The organism is Chromobacterium sp. FG22 (assembly GCF_057809415.1).
In genome coordinates this window covers 204,431-226,128 of sequence record NZ_JBMDJX010000002.1, presented here as the reverse complement: position 1 = coordinate 226,128, position 21,698 = coordinate 204,431, and the positions used below count along the sequence as shown (strand labels likewise).

Below are 21,698 nucleotides of genomic sequence, written 5' to 3'. Positions count from 1 at the left end.
ATGTTTATCCACAGGAGCAATCGCCGATGACGGCTTTTCCCGCGCCCTTGAAGCCAGGCGACCGCATCGCCGTCACCGCTTTTTCCTCCGGCGTGCCTCCGGTCTTGCACGGACAACTGGATCGCGCGCTGCAATGTCTGCGCGATCAGGGCTGGCAAGTGGTGGAGGGCGCTTGCCTGCGCGGCGAATCCCAGGACGCCAGCGCGCCGGCCGCCCAACGTCTGGCGGAGCTCAACCATTTTCTTTTCGATCCGGAGATTCGCGCCATCCTGCCGCCCTGGGGCGGCGAAAGGGCGATGGAATTGCTGGCCGGCATCGATTTCGCCGCCTTGGCGCGTTTGCCGCCCAAATGGCTGGCCGGGTTTTCCGATATTTCCACCGTGCTGACGCCGCTGACCCTGTTGGCGGGGTGGGCGACCTTGCACGGGCCGAACCTCTTCGATCTGGGCAATCCGCAGCGGATGGAAGAGAATTCGGCGCTGCTGCACGCCTTGCGCTACGGTTTGCCGCCTCAGCAAGGCCATTACAAGGCGTTTTGGCGCTGGGACGCTCCGGGAGAGTCTTATCCGTCCACGCTGCGCGTGTTGGGCGCGCAAAGGGCCCGCATGGCCGGCCGGCTGATAGGTGGCTGCCTGGATACGCTGAGCCGGCTGCAGGGCAGCCCTTATTTCGATTTGCGCGCGTTCAAACGGGAACCCGCGCTGCTTTACCTGGAAAACTGCGAGCTGAGGCCTTGCGAGTTGCTGCGCGCGCTGCTGGGCCTGCGCCTGTCCGGCGCGCTGGACGGCTTGAGCGGGCTGGTGTTGGGCCGCAGCGGCGGACCGGACGCCGCGGACGCGAACGCCTTGAGCTACAGCCAGGCCGTGGAAACGGCTTTGGACGGACTGCCGTATCCGGTGGCGGTGGACGCCGATATCGGCCATGTGCCGCCGCAATGGACATTGATGAACGGCGCCTGGGCCGAACTGGAAGGGGACGCGGGCCAGGCTACGCTGCGTTTTGCGAAAGGATGCGCATGAGTTGGCAATATCGTTTGGCCGGGGCGGGGGATGTGGACGCGTTGCGGACGCTGATCACGGAGCACGGACCCAATCCGTGGAACTGGCTGCCGGCGGACGGGGTGGAGCGGAGTTTGCGCCAGGTGGCTGCCGGCGAAGCCTGGGCGGTCTTGTTCGAGCGAGACGGCCTGCTGGGGGCCGCCATCCTGTATCGGCTGCACGATGCTTTTCCCCAACACCGGCCGACCGAGGTGGCGGCGGACGCCGCCGGCTACATCATGGAGGCGGTGGTGCGGCGCGATCAGGCCGGACAGGGCCTGGGCAGCTTGTTGTTGCGGCAGGCTTGCGAGGATCTGGCCGCGCGCGGCGCGCGCTGGGTGACGGCGGACCGCCACGAGGAAAACGCCGCGTCCGGCGGCATGATGCGCAAGGCGGGTTTCGTCGAACTGGCCAGCTTCGACGATTGGGAACGCCGCGCCGGCGGCAGCCGTCGCAGCACGGTGTGCGGACGCATGCTGGGCTGAGCGCTTAAGAACCCGTTGACGGTCTGCGGCGCTGCGGCGGGACTTTAAGCAGGAAGCGTTGAAAACCGCTTAAGAATGCTCGCCTACCGCCTGTGCATTCCGCTTTCTCAGCGCTATTCGTCTTGTCTCGCTCCGGCTCGCGAGATCGTAAACAGGTTCTAAATGCCGTCGTCGGCCGGCAGCGCCGCCGGCGGCGTCGGCAGTCGGGTGAGCAGAATCTTGTCTACCCGGGTCTTGTCCATGTCCACCACTTCGAAGCCGAAGCCGTTCCAGTCGAAACGGTCGGTGACGCTGGGCACCCGGCCCAGCTGGAACATCACCATGCCGCCCAGGGTGTGGATATTGCCGCCGGCTTCGCCCGGCAGCGCCTCGTCTATGTCGAAAAACTCCTTGAAGCGGTCCAGCGACAGCATGCCGTCTATCAGCCAGCTGCCGTCCTCGCGCTGGGCGATATCGTCGTTTTCGGCGCTGATGGCGGGCATGTCGCCGACGATGGCTTCCAGCACGTCGTTCATCGTCACCAGGCCTTCCAGCTCGCCGTACTCGTCCACCACCAGCGCCATGTGATGGCGGGTCTGCTTGAACTGCTCCAGCAGCTGCATCAAGGTGATCTTGGCGGGCACGTAGAGCGGCTGGGACAGTTCGGCGGCGACGTCGGCTTGTTGCCCGGCCAGCATGCGGTCCAGCACGCGTTTGGCGTGCAGCACGCCGACGATCTGCTCGATGCTGCCGCGGCAGACCGGGAAATGGTTGAAATGGTGGTTTTGCAGCAGGCGGTGGTTCAGTTCGGGCGCGTCGTCCAGATCCAGCGCCACGATGTCCTTGCGCGGCGTCATCGCCGCGGCCACCTTGCGGTTGTCCAGCCGGAAGATATTGGTCACCAGCTCCTGTTCGGCGCGGTCGAACACCCCCTCGTCCGCGCCTTGTTCCATCAGCACCCGGATTTCCTCCTCGGTGATGGACGGATCGCTGCTCTTCTTGGCGCCCAAGAGCCGCAACAGGCCGTCGGTGCAGCGGCTCAGGGCCTGGACCAGCGGCGCGCTGAGCCGCGACAGCAGCAGCATAGGCCGCGCCAGCGCGGTGGCCACCGCCTCAGGGTTGAGCAACGCCAGCCGCTTGGGCACCAGCTCGCCGAAGATCAGCGACAGCAAGGTGATGATGAACACCATCAGCGCCACCGACAGCGGCTTGCTGTAGGGCTCCAGCAAGGGATAGTCCTGCATCGCCCGGCGCAGTTGTTCTGACAGCGCGGCCTCGCCGTAAACGCCGGACAGGATGCTGATCGAGGTGATGCCTATCTGCACCGTGGACAGGAAGCGGCTGGGGTCGTTGGCCAGTTTCAGCGCGGCTTGCGCGCCGCGTTGGCCGTCGTCCGCGCGTTGCAGCAGGCGGACTTTGCGGGAAGAGACGATGGCGATTTCCGCCATGGCGAACAGGCCATTGAGCAGAATCAGGAACAGCAGAACGAGAATTTCCACGGCGAGGACTGGGGCTGAGGAGAGGGAGCCCTAGCTTAGGCCATGACGGCGCGCTGGAAAAGAGTCTAAGAGCCAGTCCAAAGTCTGGCGAGCAAGAGCGAGACAAGAAGGGCGGGCAGGGGAGGCCTGCCCGCCATCCTGCTCAGAACAGGCTGTTCTGCGGCGCCGGCGCGCCCCACTGGACGGCGCCGCGGCCGCGCGACAGCAGCCAGGCATTGACCTGCGAAAAATGGCGGCAGCCGTGGAAGCCGCGGCTGGCGGACAGCGGCGAGGGATGGGCGGCGTCCAGCACCAGGTGGCGGCTGGCGTCGATGCGTTCGGCCTTGGTCTTGGCCCAATTGCCCCACAGCAGAAACACGCAGCCGGCGCTTTGCGCGTTGACGGCGTCGATCAGCGCGTCGCTGACCATTTGCCAGCCCAGCTTGGCGTGGCTGCCGGCCTTGTCCCGCTCCACGGTGAACACGCTGTTGAGCAGCAGCACGCCTTGTTGCGCCCAGTGGGTCAGGTCGCCGCTATTGGGCACGCCGCAGCCCAGATCCGCAGCCAGCTCCTTGTACAGATTGCGCAGGCTGGGCGGCACCCGCACGCCGGGCGGCACGGAAAACGACAAGCCCATCGCCTCGCCGTCGCCGTGGTAGGGGTCTTGCCCCAGGATCACCACGCGCACATCGGCCGGCGCGGTGAAGGTCAGCGCGTTGAAAGTCAGCGGCGCGGGGGGAAAGAGGATTTTGCCCTGCGCTTGCTGAGTTTGCAGTTCCCGGTCTATGCCGGCCAATTGCTGTTGAATGACCGGCGTTGACAGCACTTTCTCCCAGTCGGGATGAACGCGGGCCAGGGCGGGAGACAGGTAAGACAATGCTTGCATGGAAAATTACGGCTCTTGCTATCGTGTGGGGGATTGGAATCCGGCAGACCGGTTTCGTTCCATGAAAAAGCCGTTCCCACGGGAACGGCTGGCGGCGACGGCGCGCGGCGGCTAAGTCAGTAGCGCGCCATTTGCGGGTCCACTTCCGCGGCCCAGGCTTCCACGCCGCCGGCCAGGCTCAGCACCTGTTCGAAGCCGGCGTCCAGCAGGAAACGCGCCACGTGCGCGCTGCGCACGCCGTGGTGGCAGATCACCACGATGGGCGCGTCCGGCAGCTCGCTCATGCGCAGCGGAATCAGATTCATCGGGATGTGCCGCGAGCCGGGAATCATGCACAGCTGCACTTCCCACGCTTCGCGCACGTCCAGCAGCACCGGCGGCTCCGCGGTGGTGTCGGCCAGCGCCGCCGCCAGATCGCGGGCGCGGATTTCCTGAACCATCAAAACGCGAAGCGTTCCGGCTCTACCGCTTCCGCCTTGGCCAGGCGGGCGATACAGGTTTCGAACAGGCCGGTTTCGCTGAAGCTGGCTTCGGTTTCGCGCTTGATCAGTTTGCAGGTCATCACCGGCAGATCGCCCGCCACCATGATCAGACGGCCGCCCACGGCCAGCTGGTCTTTCAGTTCCTGCGGCACCACCGGCAGCGAGCCGCCGACCACGATCACGTCGAAGGGCGCTTGTTGCGGCAGGCCCAGCACGCCGTCGCCTTCCACCAGGGTCACGTTGGCGATGCCGGCCTGTTTCAGGTTGGCGGCCGCGGCTTCGCGCTGGGCGGGGTCGATTTCCACGCTGTAGACATGTTGGCCCTGCTTGGCCAGCAGCGCGGTCAGGTAGCCGCTGCCGGTGCCGATTTCCAGGATCTTGTCCTTGGCTTGGATGGCGGCGTCCTGAACCAGGCGCGCTTCCATTTTGGGCTGCAGCATGAAGCTGCCGTTGGGCAGCGGCAGTTCGGTGTCGACAAAGGCCAGGCTGCGTTTGTCGGCGGCGACGAACTGCTCGCGTTTCACGTGAAACAGCAGGTCCAGCACGTTCGTGTCAAGTACGTCCCACGGACGAATCTGCTGCTCGACCATGTTGAAACGGGCATTCTCAAAATCCATCAGCTCACTCCGGAGGGGCTTGCCGCCGAGTGAAAAAAGCGGCGGCGTGTCATGACGATAACTTGCGATTATCCCACATTTGCCGTACCTTCACAGCATCGCTAGGGGTCCTGCGCGACGGTCGGCAAGATGATCCATATCCTTGAAAGGATAGGATAATCGTTAAAGATTGTTGCGCGGGTGAGAAACACCCTTGGAACCTGACCCGGATAATACCGGCGTAGGGAAGCGTCAGCTGCCTTCGGCCCGGCATTGTCTTGTCGGATCGGCCCGCAGCCCGCCCAAGCGGCGGTCCGCTCCTTGCGCCATTCATCGACCAGGAGAATCGCCCGATGAACGCGCCCGCAACACCCAATCAAGCCATGGTGGTGGACACCGCCGCCATCCAGCCCTTGCCCAATTCCCGCAAGATCCACGTCGTCGGCAGCCGGCCGGACATCCGCGTGCCCATGCGCGAGATCAGCCAAAGCGACACGCCCACCCAGTTCGGCGGCGAGGCCAATCCGCCCATCACCGTTTACGACACCAGCGGCCCGTATACCGACCCGGACGCCCGCATCGACATCCAGAGCGGCCTGCCGCCGCTGCGCGCCGGCTGGATCGCCGAGCGCGGCGACTGTGAGCAGCTGGCCGGCCTGTCCAGCGAATACGGCCGCGCCCGCGAGGCCGACCCCAAGCTGGCCGAGCTGCGTTTCAACCTGACGCGCCAGCCGCGGCGCGCGCTGCCGGGCCGCAATGTCAGCCAGATGCATTACGCGCGCCGCGGCGTCGTCACGCCGGAAATGGAGTTCGTCGCCATCCGCGAGAACCTGCGTCGCCGCGAATACCTGGACGCGCTGCGCGAAGCCGGCGGCAAGAACAGCCGGCTGGCGGAACTGATGACGCGCCAGCATCCCGGCCAGGCTTACGGCGCGGCGCTGCCGGAGGAGATCACGCCGGAATTCGTGCGCGCCGAGATCGCCGCCGGCCGCGCCATCCTGCCGGCCAATATCAATCACCCCGAATCCGAGCCCATGATTATTGGCCGCAATTTCCTGGTCAAAATCAACGGCAATATCGGCAATAGCGCGGTAACGTCTTCGATCAGCGAAGAAGTCGACAAGATGACTTGGGGCATACGCTGGGGCGCGGACACCATCATGGACTTGTCCACCGGCAAGAACATCCATGAAACCCGCGAATGGATCATCCGCAATTCGCCGGTGCCCATCGGCACCGTGCCCATTTATCAGGCGCTGGAAAAAGTGGGCGGCAAGGCCGAGGACCTGAACTGGGAAATCTTCCGCGATACGCTGATCGAACAGGCCGAGCAGGGCGTCGATTACTTCACCATCCACGCCGGCGTATTGCTGCGCTATGTGCCGATGACCGCCGGCCGCATGACCGGCATCGTGTCGCGCGGCGGCTCCATCATGGCCAAATGGTGTCTGGCCCATCACCGCGAAAACTTCCTCTACACCCATTTCGAGGACATCTGCGAAATCATGAAGGCCTACGACGTGGCCTTCAGCCTGGGCGACGGCCTGCGGCCGGGCAGCGTCTGGGACGCCAACGACGAGGCGCAGCTGTCGGAATTGAAGACTCTGGGCGAGCTGACCGCCATCGCCTGGAAACACGATGTGCAGGTGATGATAGAGGGCCCCGGCCACGTGCCCATGCAGCTGATCAAGGAGAATATGGACAAGGAGCTGGAGTGGTGTCACGAGGCGCCGTTCTACACCCTGGGGCCGCTGACCACCGACATCGCGCCCGGCTACGACCACATCACCTCGGCGATAGGCGCGGCGCAGATAGGCTGGTACGGCACCGCGATGCTGTGCTACGTCACCCAGAAGGAACACCTGGGCCTGCCGGACAAGAACGACGTCAAGGAAGGCATCATCACCTACAAGCTGGCCGCGCACGCGGCCGACCTGGCCAAGGGCCACTCCGGCGCGCAGATCCGCGACAACGCGCTGTCCAAGGCGCGTTTCGAATTCCGCTGGGAAGACCAGTTCAACCTGGGCCTGGATCCGGACAAGGCGCGCGCCTTCCACGACGAGACCTTGCCCAAGGACAGCGCCAAGGTCGCGCATTTCTGCAGCATGTGCGGTCCGCATTTCTGCAGCATGAAGATCACCCAGGACGTGCGCGAATACGCGGCCAAGCAGGGCATCAGCGATCAGGACGCGCTGGCGCGGGGGATGGAGGTCAAGTCGGTGGAGTTTCTGAAGGGCGGCTCCAAGCTTTACGACAAGGTGTGAGCCCGGAGTCAGGAGAAAACGGCGGCCGCGGCCGCCGTTTTTCATGGCGCAAGGGCCGGCGGCGGCGGCGGCGATTCGGGTCTATCATCAGACATCCCCTCATAGGAGAAGCGTCATGGACACCAGCGAGCATTCCCTGTCCGGGCTGTTCCGCCAGTTGGGCCTGGCGGACGAGCCCGCCGCCATCCGCGCCTTCATCGCCAGCCATCCCTTGCCGCGGAACGCGGTGCTGGCCGACGCGCCGTTCTGGACGCCGGCGCAGGCGGATTTTCTGCGCCAGGCCTTGGCCGAGGACGCGGACTGGAGCGAGGAGGTGGATGAGCTGGCGGTGTTGTTGCAGCTGGGCTAGGGTTTCAACGCGCGCAGCAGCCCCCGCACCGTATTGGCGGCATTGTCGGCGGCGATTTGCATGAAGGTGTCCATTTCATTGGCGTGTTCGCTGCCGCCGGCCAGATCGGACAGGCTGCGGAAGGCGATGAAGGGCACGCGGTTGGCGTGCGCCACCTGGGCCACCGCCGCGGTTTCCATATCCACCACCTGGGCCTGGTAAGTCTTGGCCAGGTAATCGCGGTAGCCGGCGTTGTCCATGAAGATGGGGCCGGACAGGCCGTTGCCGCCGGCGACGATGCGCGGCGGCGCGGACAGGCAGCGCTGGGCGGCGTCGCAGCCGCGCAGGGTGTCCGCCGGCAAGTTCTTGGCCAGCCGCAGTAGTTCCGGGTCCACCTCGAACCAGAAGCGGGTTTCGCTGCCGCCGTCGGCGGTGGCCAGCTTGACGTCTCGCGGGTGGATCATGCCGTAGTGGGCGCGCGCGGCCGGGTCCGCGTACGGCGGCGGCGCGTAGCGGCCGGGCGCGGTTTCTCGCGCGTAGATGGCTTCGGCGTAATTGCCCCAGCGCCGCGGCACCGCCACGTCGCCGATGCGCAAGCGGTCGTCCACGCCGCCGGCGATGCCGCTGAACACGATGCGGCTCACATTGAAGCGGTCCAGCGCCAGCTGGGCGTTCATCGCCGCATTGCTCATGCTGACTCCGCTCATGAACAGCAGCACCGGCCGGCCTTCCAGTTGCGCGGTGGTGAAACGCACGCCGTTGACGCGGTATTCGCGTTTATCGACGGCCTGGTTCAGCAGCAGGGTTTCCTCCGGACCGAAAGCCGAAACCACGGCGGTGCGCGGCGCCGCGTCCAGAACGGGGGCGGCGTGGACGGCGGCGCTCAGCGCCAGCAGCGCGCCAACTAACTGAACCTTGAATGCTTTCATGACGAAAATCCGGATGGAAATGGAATCGCGCCATGATAAACGGTTTTCGCGTCGAAACCGCGCATCAAGTCAGCAAGAATCGGAATGCCAAACGGGTTGATCGGCCTGAAACTGAAGCTGTCGCCGCGCCGAAGACCGGCGCGGGCCTCATTCACTTTCAGGAGGAAACTCAATGGGCGCATTGATCAATAAAACCGCCATCGTCACCGGCGCCAGTTCCGGCATCGGCATGGCGGCGGCCAGGCTGTTCGCGAGCGAAGGCGCGCGCGTGGTGTTGGTGGCGCGGCGCGCGGCCAAGCTGGATCGGCTGGTGTCGGAAATCGTGGCCGGCGGCGGTCAGGCGGCGGCTCTGGCCGGCGATCTGACCTCGGAGGATTGCGCGCGGGAGGCGGTGGAGCTGGCGCTGGATAGATTCGGCGGCCTGGACGTCGCCTTCAACAACGCCGGCAGCCTGGGCGCGCTGGGCAGCCTGGACCAGGTGTCGCTGGACGGCTGGCGCGAGACGCTGGACAGCAATCTGAGCAGCGCCTTTCTGTGCGCCAAGCACCAACTGCCGGCCTTGTTGCGCGGCGGCGGCGGATCAATGATCTTCACCTCGTCCTTTGTCGGCCACGCCATCGGTTTCCCCGGCATGGCCGCTTACGCGGCCAGCAAGGCGGGGCTGGTGGGGCTGGCGCGCACGCTGGCGGCGGAATACGGCGCCCGGGGCCTGCGCGTCAACGCCTTGTTGCCGGGCGGCACCGACACCGAGATGGGCCGCGCCGCGGCGGCGACGCCGGAGCAGCGCGAGGCGGTGGCCGGCCTGCACGCGCTCAAGCGCATGGCCGCGCCGGAGGAGATCGCGCGGGCGGCCTTGTTCCTGGCGTCGGACGCGTCCAGCTTCGTCACCGGGACCACCTTGTTCGTCGACGGCGGCGTGTCCATCGGCAAGCTGTGATCAGAAGCGGGCCACCATCTTGCGCTTCACCGTGTAATCCGGCCGCAGGCTGGCTTCGCTGTCCATGAAGTAACGGTTGCTGTCCAGCAGGAAGTGCGGGTCGTTCAGTTCTTCCGGATCGGCCCAGTCGCATAGCAGGTGATAGAGCGCCTGCGCGCTGTGGCAGCGTTCCAGCGCCTGACGGAACGGCCGTTCCGCGAACATGCGCGCGCAGCTGGCCAAAATATGCAGATGAGCCTCGCGGCTTTGCCGCGGCAGGAGCAGCACCAGCGCGGTATGCACCGCTTGTTGGTCCGGGGCGTCGAAGGCGATGGGGGTTTGCAACCGCAGCAGCAGCGCGCGGGCTTCCGTCAGGCCCTCGATGCGGGCGTGCGGCAACGCGAGGCCGTGGCCGAGCGCGGTGCTGCCGGCCTGTTCGCGCTCATGCAGCGCGGCGGCCAGCGTCGGGCGGTGCAGGGCGTGGCGCTGGGCCAGCTGGGAGGCGGCGTGTTCCAGCAGCGCGGCCTTGTCGGCCAGGGTTTGATTGAGCAGGATGTCTTGCGGGCCGCAGAGGTCGGGCAGGGTCAGCATGGCGGATTTCTCCTTTGGCTAGGGGTGCGACCTCATCCTAGTCAGCAGGGGCTAAAGATCCGCTAAAGAAAACGCGCGGCGGCATAAAAATGCCGCCAACGCGGCCGGGCTTATTTTTGCTCGGATTGCGGCTGCTCGGCCTTTTTCTCCTGGGCCTGCAGCGCGCCCTTCACGGCGGAAGCCTGTTCTTTCAGCTTGTTCACCTGCTCTTTCAGTTCCGGGCTCAGCGCGGCGGCCGCGGCGCCTGCCTGTTTGGCGACGCCGATGGCGGCGCTGGCCTGTTCCTTGAGCTGGCCCAGCGGCGCGCTGCTGTCCTGCAGCGTGTTGTGCACCGTGCCGATGGCGCTGGAGGCGGACTCTTGCAATTGGTTGGTTTGCTTCTCGCTGCAAGCGGCCAGAGCCAGGGCGGAAGCGGCGGCGATCAAAAGCGTGGCGCGCATGTAAACGTCCTCGTTGGGGAAAATGCTGTATTGAGCGCCGGCGAAGGCCGAAGTTCCGGGGTGGCTCCTGGCTGCAAGGCCAAGTGGTTCTTATGACTCCGTCTTGCTTGGGCCACAATGCGCGGATTGGGCGCGTTTGCGCCGCCACTGGAGATCGGCATGAGCGATACGCTTTCCATCCGCCCGTTGCGGGCCGAAGACTACGAGGCCTGGTTGCCGCTATGGCGCGGTTATCAGCGTTTTTACCAAGTGACGATGGACGAGGCCACGGTCATGGGAACCTGGCGGCGCTATCTGCTGCCGGATCACGCGATGCGCGGCTGGCTGGCCTGGGACGGCGAGCGGGCGGTGGGGCTGGTGCACATCGTATTGCACCCCAGCAGCTGGACCTTGGGCGATTATTGCTATTTGCAGGATTTGTTCGTGGCCGAGGATTGCCGCGGCCTGGGCGCCGGGCGGCAACTGATCGAATGGGTGTACCGGTGGGCGCGCGAGCGCGAGTGTTCGCGGGTGTATTGGCTGACCCATGAGACCAACGCCACCGCGCGGCGGCTTTACGATCAATTGGCGGAGAACCTGGGTTATATCCAGTACCGGAAGACCCTATAGCCGTCACGGGCGATCAGGAGCAACCATGTCAACGCATAGAGTGGAATACTGGGCCGAACGTTCGGTATTGTGCTGGCTCGCTACGAGCGACGGAAATGGCCTGCCGAATGTTTCGCCCAAGGAAATGTTCATGGCGGTGGACGACTCTCATCTGCTGATCGCGGACATCGCTTCTCCCCGGTCGGTGGCGAATATTCGCGTCAATCCCCAGGTATGCGTGGCCCTGCTGGATATATTCGCGCAAAGAGGCTGCAAATTGCGCGGCACGGCCAGCATCATAGAGCAGGGCCAGCCCGAGTTTTTGGCGCTGGCCGCTCCGTTGCTCGCCATGGGACAGGGCCAGTTTCCTATTAGGAGATTGATCTCCATTGCCGTGGAAGGCGTCAGCGATATTGTGGCGCCCAGTTACCGCTTGATCGCCGGGACTACGGAAGCTTCACAACGGGAGGCGGCTTTCAAGCGATACGGGGTTAAGCCGCTGGAAGCCTCCCAGGGCTGAATCAACTGTTCAATGCCTGGGCCAGCGTCCCCGGCGCGCGCTCCACGTGCAGCCGCGGCGCGCCGTGCCAGTCGGCCAGCTTTTGCAGCGCGGTCTTGAGATCGGCGCTCAGCCGCGCGCTGTGGCGAACGCCGGGCTCCAGGTAGAGCGCCTTGACCTCGAACACGCCTTGGGCGCGATGGGCCTTGGCGTCCAGCCGGCCCACCAGCTTGCCGCGGTTGAGTATGGGCAGCACGAAATAGCCGTACTGGCGTTTGGGCGCCGGGGTATAGCATTCGATGCGGTAGTCGAAGTCGAACAGTTCCGACGCGCGCTTGCGGTCCCAGACCAGCGGGTCGAACGGCGACAGGATGGCGGTGGCGGTGGCCTTGAGCTCGCCGGAGACGGCTTGGGGCAGGCGTTCCGCCAGATCCGCGTCGACGAAGACGTCGTGCTGCCAGCCGTCGATGCGGGCCGGGATCAGTTCGCCGGCATCGGCCATCTGGTGCAGCATGGCGTCGTAGCGGCCGCGCTTGAGCCGGTAGTAATCGGCCACCCAGCCGGCCTTGACCACGCCCAGCGCGCGGCAGCTGTTGCGCAGCATACGCCATTGCGCCTGTTCTTCGGTGGGCAGGTCGCGCGCGTCGTCCCAGCCGGGCTTCACCCGTTCCGCCAGATCGTAGACGCGCTGGAAATTGCGTCTTTCCCTGACCATCAGCCGGCCCAGCGTGAACAACACTTCCAGATGTCGTTTCTCCGGCTTCCAGTCCCACCAGCCGTTGCCCTTGCCGTCCTTGCGTTCGAAGTCCGCCGAACGCGCCGGGCCGTTGACGCGGATGCCGTCTATCAGCGCGTCGATGTCGGCGCGGTGCTGCTCCAGCCAGCGCAGCGAGAATTTCCAGCCCATCGCCTCGGGTTTGAGCATGCGATGGCGCAGCAGGCCGTAGTCCTCGGCGGGAACGAAACAGGCTTCGTGCGCCCAGTATTCGAACAGCCGGCCTTCGGCCAGCAATTGGTCCAGCCAGGCCGGATCGTAGGATCCCAGCCGGCTGTGCAGCACCAGATAGGGGCTGCGCGCCACCACGTGTATGGTGTCGATCTGCAATAAGGCCATGCGGCGGATGGCGGCCAGCACGTCGGCCTTGCCGGCTTTGCGACGCGGCGGGCTCAGCAGGCCCTGGGCGGCCAGTTGCAGATGACGGGCTTGCTGCGGCGACAGGTGCAAAATGGACATGGCATGGTCATCGGTAGGACAAGTGGATGACTATAGCAAAAACCGTTTTGCTCAGGGGGGCGCTAAGTCCGGCCTAGGGTTTGGAGGGGGGGCGACCGGAGAAGAACTGCTTCACCAATTGTTGATAACTGCCGTCCTGGCGCATTTTCTCCAGCGCCTGGTTGAAGCGCTGCAACAGCGGCAGCTGCGGCGAGGTTTTGTTGATGGCCAGATAAGTGGCTTTGCTGGCCAGGATGGCCGGCGCCACCGCGAGATTGGCGTAGGCGCCGTTTTGCATTCTGGCGTCCATCGCCTCCTGTATCGCCAGCACCGCGTCCAGATTGCCGCGCTGCAGGAGTTGCAGGTTCTGGCGGTCGGAGTCGCCGTCGTAGGCGCTGAAACGCTTGTCGGCGCGGGCGCGGTCGAATTCGTCGCCGTAGCTCCAGCCCGCCATCACGCCGACGCGCTTATTGTCCAGATCCGCCAGGCTGCGAAAATCGATGGGGCGTTGGCGGAGGTAGACCACCACGATGCGTTCCTGATACAGCGGCAGGCTGAAGTCGTAACGCTGTTCGCGGTTGACGGTTTTGTAGATGCCGGCCGCCGCCATGGCGCTGCGGTCCAGTTCGAAGATCGCGCGGCGCCACGTCAGGGCCCGAAACGCATGGGGAATGCCGGCTTTATCGCAGACGGCGCTGACCAGGCGCGGGTAGAGGCCGCCGACCCGTTCGTTCTCCTCGTACATGAAGGGCGGCGCGTTGGCGTCCACCGCCACGGTCAGGATGTCCGCGTCTTGCCCGCGGCAGGGCGCGGTCAGACAGGCGCCGAGCAGCAGCAGGGTCAGGCCGAGGCGGCGGATGCTAGCGATCATCGAGAGGAATCCGGAACGTGCTGATCAGCTAAGCATAGCCGCTGCCGCGGCCGACGACGGGCAAACGAAAACGGAACCCTAAGGTTCCGTTTGCTGTGACGCTCAGCCGGCGTTCAAGGGTAGACGATGCGCAGCAAATTGGTGGTGCCCGGCGTGCCGAAGGGCACCCCGGCGATGATCACCATGGGCTTGCCTTGTTCCGCCAGGCCCAGTTTGGTGGCGGCGAAGGTGGTTTTCACCACCATGTCTTCCAGGTTTTCCGCGTCCGGGCCGTTATAGGCCACCACGCCCCAGACCAGGGTCAGCCGGCGCGCGGTGTTCAGCCGCGGCGAGATGCCGAGTATGGGGGTGTGCGGGCGCTCGCGCGCGAGCCGCAGGCAGGTGGAACCGCTGGTGGTGAAGGCGGCGGACACGGTGACCGGCAGCAGCGAACCCACTTTGCGCACACAGGCGGCAATGGCGTCGGCGCGGTCCGGCGCGTCGGCGGCGCTGTAATCCAGCGCCATCACCCGGCGGTAGTCCGGCGCGCTTTCCACGCGGCGGATCACCCGGTCCATGATGCGCACCGCTTCCAGTGGGAACTGGCCGGCGGCGGTTTCCGCCGACAGCATCACCGCGTCGGCGCCTTCGTAAACCGCGGTGGCCACGTCGTTGGCCTCGGCGCGGGTGGGCGTGGGCGCGGTGATCATCGATTCCAGCATCTGGGTGGCGACGATGACCGGGCGGCCCAGATGACGGCACTGATGGACGATGCGGCGTTGCACCACCGGCACGTCTTCCGGCGGCAGCTCCACGCCCAGATCGCCGCGCGCCACCATCACCGCGTCGGCCAGTTCGGTGATGGCGTCCAGCTCGTCCACCGCCGACGGTTTTTCGATCTTGACCATGATGCCCAGCTTCTGTCCCACCAGCTCGCGCAGCTCGCGCACGTCGTTGGCGGTTTGCACGAAGGACAGCGCCAGCCAGTCCGCGCCTTCCTTCAGCGCGAATTCGGCGTCCAGCCGGTCTTTGTCGGTGATGGCGGAGAGCGGCAATATGGTTTGCGGCAGATTGAAGCCTTTGCGGCTGGACAATTCGCCGCCCACCTCCACCCGGGTGGCGATGCGGCGTTCTTCCACTTGTTCCACGTGAAACGCCAGCTTGCCGTCGTTGACCAGGATGCGATGGCCGGGCTTGAGCGCGGCGAAGGCTTCCGGATGCGGCAGGCTGGCGCGTTGCGCGTCGCCGTCCACCTCGTCCAGCACGAAGTCGAAGGCGTCGCCGGTGTTCACCATCGTCGGCACGGCGAACTGGCCGATGCGCAGCTTGGGTCCTTGCAGGTCCACCAGCACGCCCAGCGGGCGGCCGAGCGCGGCTTCGGCGGCGCGGATGGAGGCCAGGCGCGCGCGATGATCGTCATGGCTGCCGTGGCTCATATTGAGGCGGAACACGTTCACGCCGGAGCGCGCCAGTTCCAGGATGATTTCGGGCGTGCTGGAAGCCGGGCCCAGCGTGGCTAGGATTTTGGTATTGCGAAGCATGACAGTCCTTTATGCCCGGTCCGGCCGCGAGGCGTTGCGCGGCCTGGCGTGGGCGGTGTTGTTTTGCCAATCACATCCGTGCGTCTTTCCATCTAGGCTGCGCCGCGTTTGATGGAACTGTCTGTCATGCTGCCACAGTCGGACTGTAGCGGCTTGACTACGTAAGGCCGGCGGCGTTTAAGGCCGGAAAACGCGGGGCCTGTGTGCGAATCCCGCCACTGGATCAGGGTGAATGTTCGTTTTTTGCGCGTTTTACCCTTTTCAGCGGCAAGCGAGAGAAGCCGCCGAAAAGCTGGCCCTAGGGGGATCTTGGGACCAGAGCAGGGTTATTTTATCTCCAGATAAAGACAAAAACTTTGTTGCAACACAGAGTCAGTGGAGAATCATGGCGGCCAATGCGCTGCAACATAGGGCTTTTACTCGATAACTTGCTGAAACGGCACCCTTTGTAGTGGAGCGCTACAGGGAGCAAACCCTTGCTGTTATTGCTTTGCAGCATGAATTGGATCGGCGCGGAAAGTCGCGATATTAAGATTTTTTTACGAAGAACGATTGACAAGCTTTGGCCGGGGCCTAGAATGGCTCGAAAATAAAACGAACGTCATAAGTACAAAAAGAAACATTATCAATAACTTGAGCGATGGAGCACGGTCCGCAACCGGCATCCGCCGCCGCATGCAACGAACGAACAGACACCAGGCCGCCCACCGGCTGAACAGGAGAAACCCTATGCAGGATCAATTCGTGTTGGCCTTGGATCAAGGCACCACCAGTTCTCGCGCCATTTTGTTTAATCGCAGCGGCGACATCGTGTCGCTAGCGCAAAAGGAATTCCGTCAGATCTACCCGCAGCCGGGCTGGGTGGAGCACGATCCGCAGGAAATCTGGGGCGGCCAGGTGGGCGTGGCGGCCGAGGCCGTGGCCAAGGCCGGCATCGACGGTCGCAGCATCGCCGCCATCGGCATCACCAATCAGCGTGAAACCACGATTGTATGGGACCGCGAAACCGGTCACCCGGTCTACAACGCCATCGTATGGCAGGACCGCCGCACCGCGGAATTCTGCGATGAGCTGAAGGGGCGCGGCCTGGGCGAGTTGATCCGCTCCAAGACCGGCCTGCTGGTGGACGCCTATTTCTCCGGCAGCAAGATCAAGTGGATTCTGGACAATGTGCCGGGCGCGCGCGAACGCGCCCGCGACGGCAAGCTGGCCTTCGGCACCGTGGACAGCTGGCTGATCTGGAATTTCACCCACGGCAAGGTGCACGTCACCGACGTGTCCAACGCCTCGCGCACCATGCTGTACAACATCCATACCCTGGAATGGGACGCCGAGCTGCTGGACATCATGGGCATTCCGGCCAGCATGCTGCCGGAGGTGAAAAGCTCCAGCGAAGTCTACGGCCACACCCACGCCGCCCATCTTGGCGTGGCCATCCCCATCGCCGGCGTGGCCGGCGACCAGCAGGCGGCCTTGTTCGGCCAGCAATGCACCCGCCCCGGCATGGTGAAGAACACCTACGGCACCGGCTGCTTCATGATGCTGAACACCGGCGACGCGCCGATCGAATCCAAGAACAATCTGCTGACCACCATCGCCTGGAAGGTGGACGGCAAGGTGCAGTACGCGCTGGAAGGCTCCATCTTCATCGGCGGCGCGGTGGTCAAGTGGCTGCGCGACGGCCTGGGCATCATCCGCCATTCCGCCGACGTGGGCCCGCTGGCCCAGGAAGTGGCCGACAGCGACGGCGTCTACCTGGTGCCGGCCTTCGCCGGCCTGGGCGCGCCGCATTGGAATCCGAACGCGCGCGGCACCATCGTCGGCGCCACCCTGGGCACCAAGGCCGCCCACATCGCCCGCGCGGCGCTGGACAGCATCGCCTATCAGACCATGGACGTGCTCAAGGCGATGGAGGCCGACGCCGGCTTCGACATCGCCGAATTGCGCGTGGACGGCGGCGCCACCGTCAACGAACTGCTGATGCAGTTCCAGTCCGACATCCTGAGCGTGGACGTGGTGCGTCCCAAGATCACCGAAACCACCGCGCTGGGCGCCGCCTATCTGGCCGGCCTCGCCGTCGGCTACTGGAAGAACGTCGACGATGTTCAGGGCCAATGGCAGCTGGACCACCGCTTCAAGCCGCGGCTGGAAGCCGCGCACGTGGCCGGCAAGGTCAAGGGCTGGCGGCGCGCGGTGAACGCCGCCAAGGTCTGGGCCGACGACGAACAAGCGTAAGCGGCGACGGTTTCACGCGCTGACTGGACAAGCCCGCTGCCTCAGAGCGGCGGGCGGACGCACTCCTTATCCGGAAGAAACAATCATGAATCCTTTAATGGGCGAATTCATCGGCACCGCCTTGCTGGTGTTGCTGGGCAACGGCGTGGTGGCCAATGTGCTGTTGAAAAACACCAAGGGCCACAATAGCGGCCTCATCGTCATCGCCTTCGGCTGGGCGATGGCGGTCTTCGTCGGCGTGTTCAGCGTGGCGGCGATCAGCGGCGCCCACCTGAACCCGGCGGTGTCCGTGGCGCTGGCGGTGGCCGGCAAGTTTGCCTGGGCCAAGGTGCCCGGCTACGTGCTGGCGCAGATGCTGGGCGGCATGAGCGGCGCCGGCCTGATGTGGCTGATCTACCGCAAGCATTTTGACAGCACCGATTGCGCCGACACCAAGCTGGCCACCTTCTGCACCGGCCCGGCCATCCGCAGCCTGCCGGGCAATCTGGTGTCCGAAATCGTCGCCACCTTCGTGCTGGTGTTCGCCATCCTCAGCATGGTGGCGCCCAAGATGTCGCTGGGCGCCATCGACGCGCTGCCGGTGGCGCTGCTGGTGTTGGGCATCGGGGTGTCGCTGGGCGGCACCACCGGCTATGCGATGAGCCCGGCCCGCGATCTGGCGCCGCGCATCATGCACGCCATCCTGCCGATTCCCGGCAAGCGCGACAGCGACTGGGGCTATGCCTGGGTGCCGGTGGTCGGCTCCCTGATCGGCGGCGCGCTGGCGGCCTTGGCCTATACCCTGTGATGCCTGGCCGGTTCCTTGGAACCGGCCGCAGTTTTCGCGCGGCGGCGTTTTAGCCGCCGCGCTTGTAATCCGGAGCCGGCGCAGATCGGACCGTAGTTGCCACACTAAAAAATGAGGTGTTCCCATGATCAGCATGTTCCGTCCGGCGGCGCATCAGCCGCTATTGCCCTCCTCTGAGCAAGACAGCTTGTACCGGAGACTGCGCTGGCAGATCTTCCTCGGCATCTTCATCGGCTACGCCGGTTATTACCTGGTGCGCAAGAATTTCTCGCTAGCCATGCCCTACCTGGTGGAGCAAGGCTATTCGCGCGGCGACCTGGGCTTCGCCATGTCCGGCGTCGCCATCGCCTACGGCATTTCCAAATTCCTGATGGGCGCGGTGTCCGACCGCTCCAACCCTCGCGTCTTCCTCAGCGTCGGCCTGATTTTGTCCGCCGCCATCTTCCTGCTGATGGGCTTCGCCCCCTGGGCCACGTCCAGCGTGGGCATCATGTTCGTGCTGCTCTTCCTCAACGGCTGGTTCCAGGGCATGGGTTGGCCGGCCAGCGGCCGCACCATGGTGCACTGGTGGTCGCAGAAGGAGCGCGGCGGCATCGTGTCGATCTGGAACTGCGCGCATAACGTGGGCGGCGGCCTGATCGGCCCGCTGTTCATCCTGGGCATGGGCTGGTTCAACGACTGGCGCGCCGCCTTCTACGTGCCGGCCGCCGCCGCCATCGGCGTGGCCATCTTCGCCTATCTGACCATGCGCGACACCCCGCAGTCTTGCGGCCTGCCGCCGGTGGAAGCCTATAAGAACGACTACCCGGAAGACTACGACGCCAGCCACGAGCAAGAGCTGAGCGCGCGCGACATCTTCAAGAAATACATCCTGCCCAACAAATTGTTGTGGTACATCGCCTTCGCCAACGTGTTCATCTACCTGCTGCGCTACGGCGTGCTGGACTGGGCGCCCACCTATCTGAAAGAGGTCAAGCACTTCTCGGTGGACAAATCGTCGTGGGCCTACTTCTTGTACGAATGGGCCGGCATTCCCGGCACCCTGCTGTGCGGCTGGATGTCCGACAAGCTGTTCAAGGGCAACCGCGGCGCCACCGGCATGCTGTTCATGGCCCTGGTGACCGTGGCCACCGTGGTGTACTGGCTGAACCCGGCTGGCAATCCCACCGTGGACATGCTGGCGCTGATCGCCATCGGCTTCCTGATTTACGGCCCGGTGATGCTGGTGGGCCTGCACGCGCTGGAGTTGGCGCCGAAGAAAGCCGCCGGCACCGCCGCCGGCTTCACCGGTCTGTTCGGCTATCTGGGCGGCTCGGTGGCCGCCAACGCGGTGGTCGGCTACACCGTCGACCACTTTGGCTGGGACGGCGGCTTCATGCTGATGGTGGGCTCTTGCGTCGCCGCCATCGTGCTGTTGGCTTTGACCACCTGGCATGGGCGCGATCAGGACGCCGCCTTGAACCGGGTGTAGATCCCGCAGGGCCCGGCGCTGCCGGGCGCTTTACGAGGCGGTGACTCAGGTTGCCGCCTGTTTTTTTGCGTATTTCCGCGTTTAGCCGGTTAAAAAGACAAAACCGCGTGCTAACAACGTATAAACGAAAGCAAGATGTTGTATTTTTGTTCGTTTATAATTATTCTGGGTAGGATGGCATTGCTGGGGCGCTGACGCGCGCCGGCGAGGGAATAACGGCGCTAAAGAAGCTGTTCAAAGTCTCGCGAGCAAGAGCGAGACAAGGCCTTGCGGCTGAGAAAGCGGAATGCACACGTGGTACAAGCTGTACTCGCCGTGTGACGCTCCACGACGCGCAGCAGACTTTGAACAGCCTCTAAGCAGGCCCCTGGAAAGAAAGAGGTAGGGAAGATGGCAGTGGAGATTTACGACCTGATGGTGATCGGCGGCGGCATCAACGGCGCCGGCATCGCGCGCGACGCGGCCGGACGCGGCTTGTCGGTGATGCTGTGCGAAAAGGACGATCTGGCCGCGCACACCTCCTCCGCCAGCACCAAGCTGATTCACGGCGGCCTGCGCTATCTCGAATACTATGAATTCGGCCTGGTGCGCAAAGCGCTGCAAGAGCGCGAAGTGCTGCTCAAGGCCGCGCCGCACATCATCTGGCCGCTGCGCTTCGTGATGCCGCACGACAAGAACCAGCGTCCGGAATGGATGATACGCTGCGGCCTGTTCCTCTACGATCACCTGGCGCGCCGCGAAGTGCTGCCCGGCTCCGAAACCGTCAGCTTCGCCAGCCACCCGGCCGGCCAGCCGATCAAGCCGGCGTTCAAGCGCGGCTTCGTCTACTCCGACGGCTGGGTGCAGGACGCGCGCCTGGTGGTGCTCAACGCCAAGGACGCCGCCGAGCGCGGCGCGCGCGTGCAGACCCGCACCGCCTGCGTCGGCGCCCGCCGCGACGGCGAACACTGGCTGTGCGAACTGCAGGCCGAAGACGGCAGCCGCAGCCAGGCGCGCGCCCGCGCGCTGGTCAACGCCGCCGGCCCGTGGGTGGAAAGCCTGATCAAGGACACGCTGGCCTTGCCGTCCGGCAAGTCCATCCGTCTGGTCAAGGGCAGCCACATCGTGGTCAAGAAGCTGTTCGACCACCCTTACGCCTATATCTTCCAGAACCCGGACAAACGCATCATTTTCGCGATTCCCTACGAGCAGGATTTCACCCTGATCGGCACCACCGACGTGGAATACCGCGGCGACCCGGCCAAAGTGGCGATAGACGATCAGGAAGTGGCGTATCTGTGCCAGATGAGCAACCGCTACTTCCAGACCCAGATCAGCCCGGCCGACGTGCTGTCCACTTATTCCGGCGTGCGCCCGCTGCTGGACGACGAAGCCAGCAACGCTGCCAGCGTCACCCGCGATTACTCGCTGGAAATGGATCTGGACGGCGCGCCGCTGCTGTCGGTGTTCGGCGGCAAGATCACCACCTTCCGCAAACTGGCGGAAGAGGCGGTGGACAAGCTGGCGCCGTTGCTGGGCAACAACAAGACCACCTGGACCGCCGACGCGCCGCTGCCGGGCGGCGACATGCCGGGCGCGGATTTCGAGCGCTTCTTGCAAAGCCTGCGCCAGCAATATCCGTGGCTGCCGGAAGCGTTGGCGCGACGCTGGGCGCGCGCCTACGGCACCCGCGCGGCTAGATTGATAGGCGAGGCCGCCGGCCTGGAGCAATTGGGCGCGGAACTCCTGCCCGGCTTGTACGAAGCCGAGTTGCGTTATCTGGTGGACGAGGAATGGGCGACGCGCAGCGAGGATATCCTGTGGCGCCGTTCCAAGCTCAAGCTGCACCTGCCGGCGCACGCCGCCCAGGTGATCGACGCCTGGTTGTTGGACCAGGCCGCCGTGCGTGAGCAGCGGCTGACCGCCTGATTCAAGGCGGTTTCAAGCCAAAACAGCCCGGCCTTGCGCCGGGCTTTTTCTTTGCCGGTTCTTTGGCGGGCGGCGCGATGCGGACTTTAGCGGATGTATCCACAGGCAAGCCTGAAACCCGGATTCATCCACAGCGCAGGCGAGCGGCCGGCTTGCCCGTTCGCCGCCCGCCCTCGGCGGGGCCGGGACGGCATG

General features: G+C 64.9%; 22 protein-coding genes and 1 riboswitch. Of the genes, 12 read left to right on the top strand and 10 right to left on the bottom strand.

Features of this window, described 5'->3' with window-relative positions; translation table 11 throughout:
• Positions 1-26: 26 nt before the first annotated feature.
• Both ACODSD_RS03160 and ACODSD_RS03155 read left to right on the top strand, forming a co-directional pair.
• Positions 27-1,019 carry a S66 family peptidase gene (locus ACODSD_RS03160; protein ID WP_488876762.1) on the top strand — a complete coding sequence of 331 codons (993 nt, stop codon included), beginning with the start codon at positions 27-29 and terminating at the stop codon, positions 1,017-1,019.
• Positions 1,016-1,522, top strand: coding sequence for a GNAT family N-acetyltransferase (locus ACODSD_RS03155; RefSeq protein ID WP_488876761.1), 507 nt, complete (start codon positions 1,016-1,018; stop codon positions 1,520-1,522). Before ACODSD_RS03160 ends, ACODSD_RS03155 begins: the two co-directional genes overlap by 4 nt.
• Before the next feature lie 158 nt (positions 1,523-1,680).
• Here ACODSD_RS03155 and ACODSD_RS03150 read toward each other — a convergent pair whose 3' ends face one another.
• The 4 genes from ACODSD_RS03150 to ACODSD_RS03135 form a co-directional block, all read right to left on the bottom strand.
• Positions 1,681-3,000, bottom strand: a complete 1,320-nt coding sequence (locus ACODSD_RS03150) for a hemolysin family protein (protein WP_107801355.1) — start codon at positions 2,998-3,000, stop codon at positions 1,681-1,683.
• A 142-nt stretch (positions 3,001-3,142) separates the two neighbouring features.
• A complete protein-coding gene (locus tag ACODSD_RS03145) occupies positions 3,143-3,865 on the bottom strand; it encodes a uracil-DNA glycosylase (RefSeq protein WP_227105924.1) in 723 nt (240 codons plus the stop codon).
• A gap of 116 nt (positions 3,866-3,981) precedes the next feature.
• Positions 3,982-4,305, bottom strand: coding sequence for a rhodanese-like domain-containing protein (locus tag ACODSD_RS03140; RefSeq protein ID WP_227105922.1), 324 nt, complete (start codon positions 4,303-4,305; stop codon positions 3,982-3,984).
• Complete coding sequence (locus ACODSD_RS03135; RefSeq protein WP_107801352.1) at positions 4,305-4,964, bottom strand: protein-L-isoaspartate O-methyltransferase family protein; 660 nt, start codon at positions 4,962-4,964, stop codon at positions 4,305-4,307. The genes ACODSD_RS03140 and ACODSD_RS03135 overlap by 1 nt, the downstream gene beginning before the upstream one ends.
• Before the next feature lie 93 nt (positions 4,965-5,057).
• Positions 5,058-5,208: riboswitch (TPP riboswitch) on the top strand.
• Between the two features lie 118 nt (positions 5,209-5,326).
• Between ACODSD_RS03135 and thiC the strand changes: the two genes are divergently transcribed.
• Together thiC and ACODSD_RS03125 are read left to right on the top strand one after the other, a co-directional pair.
• The gene (gene thiC, locus ACODSD_RS03130) at positions 5,327-7,207 is read left to right on the top strand and encodes a phosphomethylpyrimidine synthase ThiC (RefSeq protein ID WP_488876801.1); all 1,881 of its coding nucleotides are present in this window, start codon (positions 5,327-5,329) and stop codon (positions 7,205-7,207) included.
• A 115-nt stretch (positions 7,208-7,322) separates the two neighbouring features.
• Positions 7,323-7,556 carry a DUF2789 domain-containing protein gene (locus ACODSD_RS03125; protein ID WP_107801350.1) on the top strand — a complete coding sequence of 78 codons (234 nt, stop codon included), beginning with the start codon at positions 7,323-7,325 and terminating at the stop codon, positions 7,554-7,556.
• On the opposite strand, the gene ACODSD_RS03120 is transcribed toward ACODSD_RS03125, so the two are convergent.
• Positions 7,553-8,464 carry a 5'-methylthioadenosine/S-adenosylhomocysteine nucleosidase gene (locus tag ACODSD_RS03120; protein WP_235085542.1) on the bottom strand — a complete coding sequence of 304 codons (912 nt, stop codon included), beginning with the start codon at positions 8,462-8,464 and terminating at the stop codon, positions 7,553-7,555. The two genes, ACODSD_RS03125 and ACODSD_RS03120, sit on opposite strands and share 4 nt — an antisense overlap.
• 32 nt (positions 8,465-8,496) lie before the next feature.
• Between ACODSD_RS03120 and ACODSD_RS03115 the strand changes: the two genes are divergently transcribed.
• Positions 8,497-8,649, top strand: coding sequence for a hypothetical protein (locus ACODSD_RS03115; RefSeq protein ID WP_488876760.1), 153 nt, complete (start codon positions 8,497-8,499; stop codon positions 8,647-8,649).
• Positions 8,637-9,401, top strand: coding sequence for an SDR family oxidoreductase (locus ACODSD_RS03110; protein WP_488876759.1), 765 nt, complete (start codon positions 8,637-8,639; stop codon positions 9,399-9,401). The genes ACODSD_RS03115 and ACODSD_RS03110 overlap by 13 nt, the downstream gene beginning before the upstream one ends.
• Here the strand turns inward: ACODSD_RS03110 and ACODSD_RS03105 are convergent, their stop codons facing one another.
• Together ACODSD_RS03105 and ACODSD_RS03100 are read right to left on the bottom strand one after the other, a co-directional pair.
• The gene (locus ACODSD_RS03105) at positions 9,402-9,971 is read right to left on the bottom strand and encodes a PTS sugar transporter subunit IIA (protein ID WP_107801347.1); all 570 of its coding nucleotides are present in this window, start codon (positions 9,969-9,971) and stop codon (positions 9,402-9,404) included.
• Positions 9,972-10,081: 110 nt separating this feature from the next.
• Positions 10,082-10,411 carry a hypothetical protein gene (locus ACODSD_RS03100; protein WP_227105915.1) on the bottom strand — a complete coding sequence of 110 codons (330 nt, stop codon included), beginning with the start codon at positions 10,409-10,411 and terminating at the stop codon, positions 10,082-10,084.
• Positions 10,412-10,570: 159 nt separating this feature from the next.
• Here ACODSD_RS03100 and ACODSD_RS03095 point away from each other — a divergent pair, with 159 nt between their 5' ends.
• Together ACODSD_RS03095 and ACODSD_RS03090 are read left to right on the top strand one after the other, a co-directional pair.
• Positions 10,571-11,020, top strand: a complete 450-nt coding sequence (locus ACODSD_RS03095; protein WP_107801345.1) for a GNAT family N-acetyltransferase — start codon at positions 10,571-10,573, stop codon at positions 11,018-11,020.
• 25 nt (positions 11,021-11,045) lie between these two features.
• The gene (locus ACODSD_RS03090; RefSeq protein ID WP_488876758.1) at positions 11,046-11,519 is read left to right on the top strand and encodes a pyridoxamine 5'-phosphate oxidase family protein; all 474 of its coding nucleotides are present in this window, start codon (positions 11,046-11,048) and stop codon (positions 11,517-11,519) included.
• A 1-nt stretch (position 11,520) separates the two neighbouring features.
• Here ACODSD_RS03090 and ACODSD_RS03085 read toward each other — a convergent pair whose 3' ends face one another.
• The 3 genes from ACODSD_RS03085 to pyk form a co-directional block, all read right to left on the bottom strand.
• A complete protein-coding gene (locus ACODSD_RS03085) occupies positions 11,521-12,732 on the bottom strand; it encodes a winged helix-turn-helix domain-containing protein (RefSeq protein ID WP_107801343.1) in 1,212 nt (403 codons plus the stop codon).
• 73 nt (positions 12,733-12,805) lie between these two features.
• Positions 12,806-13,582, bottom strand: coding sequence for a substrate-binding periplasmic protein (locus ACODSD_RS03080; RefSeq protein WP_107801342.1), 777 nt, complete (start codon positions 13,580-13,582; stop codon positions 12,806-12,808).
• A gap of 113 nt (positions 13,583-13,695) precedes the next feature.
• Positions 13,696-15,102 (bottom strand): pyruvate kinase, encoded by a 1,407-nt coding sequence (pyk, locus tag ACODSD_RS03075; RefSeq protein WP_253314763.1) that lies wholly within the window; start codon positions 15,100-15,102, stop codon positions 13,696-13,698.
• A gap of 729 nt (positions 15,103-15,831) precedes the next feature.
• On the opposite strand from pyk, the gene glpK reads away from it, so the two are divergent.
• The 4 genes from glpK to glpD all read left to right on the top strand — a co-directional run bounded on the left by glpK (position 15,832) and on the right by glpD (position 21,503).
• Entirely contained in the window at positions 15,832-17,337 is a 1,506-nt protein-coding gene (gene glpK, locus ACODSD_RS03070) for a glycerol kinase GlpK (RefSeq protein WP_107801340.1), read from the top strand.
• An 85-nt stretch (positions 17,338-17,422) separates the two neighbouring features.
• The gene (locus tag ACODSD_RS03065; protein ID WP_107801339.1) at positions 17,423-18,124 is read left to right on the top strand and encodes an MIP/aquaporin family protein; all 702 of its coding nucleotides are present in this window, start codon (positions 17,423-17,425) and stop codon (positions 18,122-18,124) included.
• Positions 18,125-18,248: 124 nt separating this feature from the next.
• On the top strand, positions 18,249-19,595 hold the full coding sequence (gene glpT, locus ACODSD_RS03060) for a glycerol-3-phosphate transporter (RefSeq protein WP_227105909.1): 1,347 nt from the start codon (positions 18,249-18,251) through the stop codon (positions 19,593-19,595).
• 390 nt (positions 19,596-19,985) lie between these two features.
• Positions 19,986-21,503 carry a glycerol-3-phosphate dehydrogenase gene (glpD, locus tag ACODSD_RS03055; RefSeq protein WP_488876757.1) on the top strand — a complete coding sequence of 506 codons (1,518 nt, stop codon included), beginning with the start codon at positions 19,986-19,988 and terminating at the stop codon, positions 21,501-21,503.
• The last annotated feature ends 195 nt before the right edge of the window (positions 21,504-21,698 follow it).